The following is a 2,718-nucleotide window of genomic DNA, read 5'->3' on the forward strand; positions in this document are numbered from 1 at the left end:
CGCGTAACAGTGCTTGTTGCTGTTTTGTTAGCAGTACGGCGCTACACAGACATGCTAGAGCGACTCGTGGCCTGATGGTGTTCGTTCGATAACACAGGGTGATTGTGGCGGGTTTTTCCGGATTGGTGGGTTGGGCCCGTTCGCGATCACTCTCCGTCCAGGCTGGAGGGGTTCACCGATGTCAGCGGTCATGCTCGCGCCAGAGGCGCCGCCGCTCGTCCTCGATCCGTCCGACGAGGCGCCCGCGAAAGCGCGCCGCTACCTCACCGACCGGTTCCGCGAGCTCGGGCACCCCGACGACTTCGTCGGTCGCCTCGTGGTTACCGAGCTGGTTACCAACAGCTACAAGCACGTCGGGGGCGGGCACATCGTCGTCCGCATCTTCCCGGACATGCGCGAACCGCTCACCGTCATCGAGGTCTGGGACGAGAGCAGGGCCCTCCCGGTCGTCCAGAGCGAGGACGACGACGCCGAGAGCGGGCGCGGCCTGCTGCTGATGGAACACCTCGTGCACGACTGGGGCGTCCGGCCGCTCAACGAGGAAGGAAAGATCACGTGGGCTCGCTGCGCCCGATGAACGTCCAGGCGGGACGCCACCTGCTGCGGTGGCGGACCCGCCTGGGCCGTACTACGGCGATCCGGAACCTCGACCTGCTCGCCGTCGCCGTCCAGGCCAGGAGCTACCGCTACGTCAAGCTCTACCAGGCCGACGAGTTCCCCACCCGTCCACCACTGCTCTGGGTGTTCGCGTTCAGCCCCGACGACCACGTCCGCGTCGCGGTGAGCGTCCACGCCACACCCGGAGGTGGCTGGGCCTACTACGAGGCCGGACGCGGAAGGCACGGCTACCTCTCCCCCTGCGGCGACACCAAGCGGGCCTCCGACCAGGTCGACGCGCTCCTCAAGCACCGCATGTTCCCGTCCACCTGGTAGCGCATACCGCACTGGGCAGCACCATGAGGCAGGTGCTGCTCTTGCTGTGCGGCCCACGCTCAAATCCATTCGCCGTGTTCGAGGTAGCGGGTGCCGCCGTCGCAGTGGGTCGTGGGCGAGACGCCGGGCAAGGCTTGGAATGGTCAGATCGTGGATCTGGGCGATGTCGTGACACTGGTATCCGACCAGCTCGCTGGGTCGATGCGAATGGCGCTGAGTTGGTCGGTCGTGAGGGTGCCGCGGCCCGAGCGTCCTTCTGACGGCTTCGGGACGAAGCTTGCTCGCCCGGATGGGGAGTTGCCTCGGTGCCATACAACCTGTCTGCTACGACATCATGCAGAGAATCTTCTGAGGGTGAAGGGTCGTCCGGCGGCGACCGCGCACGGGAGGACGGAGAGATGACACAGGATGAGGCAGTAGGAGCCGAGTACACGCGGCTGCGGGAGGCCGCGATCCTTGTACTGGACGCGTTGCCGGATGCCGAGGACCGGCCGACACAGGTCGATGGCGCGCTCCGGAGTTTGCGTGCCGTGTTGAGCGGTGACGTGTCGATGCAATCCGATACAGGGGCCGGAACGCTTGATCCGTTCGAGCAGATGCTCACGGTCAGGCGATATACGGGTCGGAGGGCGGAGCCGGTGTCCCTTCCACAACAAGCGGCGGACCTGCGGCGGCAACTCGATGGAGACCGGGCCCTGGACGAACGGCTGCCCGGTGAGCCGTCCCGCAACGTGGTCGTCACCGAGTTGCGCGCGATGATCGTTGCCAGCCTGCTGGAGGAACTGGCCGCCCGGCTCTCTCCCGGGGTGGCGTTCGGTCCCGGGCGGAACGGCGAGGAGCTGGCACAGCTCGCCGTCGACCTGGCCAAGGAGTTGCTCGACCAGACCTTCCTCGGTCAGTGAGGGGAACAGGCCCGGCGGGACGTGCCCGCGACTGGGCCTACTACGAGGCCGGACGCGGGCGGCACGGCTGCCTCTGAGGTAGGCCGGAAGCGGAGGAGGATCCCTGCGAGATCGTGTGATGAGGGCCTAGTGGCGGCCTAATGGCGGCTTGGGGTGGTCAGGTGCCTCGGGGGGCGTACATGATGAGCGCGACTCCGGCTAGGCACACCAGGGCGCCTATGACGTCCCAGCGGTCGGGGCGGAAGCCGTCGAGGGCCATGCCCCAGGCCAGGGAACCGGCGACGAACACGCCGCCGTAGGCGGCCAGGATGCGGCCGAAGTTGGCGTCGGGCTGCAGGGTCGCGACGAAACCGTACAGCCCGAGCGCGATGACGCCGGCGCCGATCCAGAGCCAGCCGCGGTGCTCGCGGACGCCCTGCCAGACCAGCCAGGCGCCTCCGATCTCGAACAGGGCGGCGACGGCGAACAGGGCGATGGAGCGGGCGATGAGCACGGCGGCGGATCTTTCTGGTCAGGGCGGGACAGGCGCGCGGCAGGGGCGGCGCTGGTCAGGTTTGCGGGCCGAACAGGTCGGTGAGCATGGCGGCGCCTGCTTCGGCCGTGCGTACTTCCAGGTGCAGATCGGGGCCGTCGAGGTCGAGGCGGAAGCCGATGAACGCGCAGCATCGCTGCTCGTCGGCCGCCAGTGCCGCGACGGCGGCCGCCCGGTCGGCGGGAAGGGTGAGCCGGATTCCGCCCTCTATCTCCTGCCGTGCGGCACCGTCGACGAGCTGCCGCCACTGGGCGACGCGTTCGCCCAGGCCGTCGCCGTCCAGTGAGCAGGTGACCGGGGCCGTCCGCCAGCGTTCGTTTTCGGCGGCCTGCCGGGTGGGCAGGACGGCGA

Annotated in this window: 4 protein-coding genes and 1 pseudogene; 3 read left to right on the forward strand and 2 right to left on the reverse strand. The window is 68.4% G+C overall.

Annotated elements, in window-relative coordinates; all coding sequences use genetic code 11:
- Positions 1-178: 178 nt before the first annotated feature.
- The 3 genes from E1285_RS44405 to E1285_RS44415 all read left to right on the forward strand — a co-directional run bounded on the left by E1285_RS44405 (position 179) and on the right by E1285_RS44415 (position 1,835).
- Positions 179-577, forward strand: coding sequence for an ATP-binding protein (locus E1285_RS44405; RefSeq protein WP_132160920.1), 399 nt, complete (start codon positions 179-181; stop codon positions 575-577).
- Entirely contained in the window at positions 556-933 is a 378-nt protein-coding gene (locus tag E1285_RS44410) for a hypothetical protein (protein ID WP_132160921.1), read from the forward strand. Before E1285_RS44405 ends, E1285_RS44410 begins: the two co-directional genes overlap by 22 nt.
- Positions 934-1,331: 398 nt before the next feature.
- Entirely contained in the window at positions 1,332-1,835 is a 504-nt protein-coding gene (locus tag E1285_RS44415; RefSeq protein WP_132160922.1) for a hypothetical protein, read from the forward strand.
- Positions 1,836-1,992: 157 nt separating this feature from the next.
- Here the strand turns inward: E1285_RS44415 and E1285_RS44420 are convergent, their stop codons facing one another.
- Both E1285_RS44420 and E1285_RS46310 read right to left on the reverse strand, forming a co-directional pair.
- A complete protein-coding gene (locus E1285_RS44420) occupies positions 1,993-2,328 on the reverse strand; it encodes a YnfA family protein (protein WP_132160923.1) in 336 nt (111 codons plus the stop codon).
- A gap of 55 nt (positions 2,329-2,383) precedes the next feature.
- A pseudogene (locus E1285_RS46310) lies at positions 2,384-2,718 on the reverse strand (hypothetical protein); the annotation flags it as partial.

Origin of the sequence: Actinomadura sp. 7K507 (genome assembly GCF_004348425.1) — a bacterium.
In the GTDB taxonomy this organism is placed as follows: Bacteria; Actinomycetota; Actinomycetes; order Streptosporangiales; family Streptosporangiaceae; genus Spirillospora.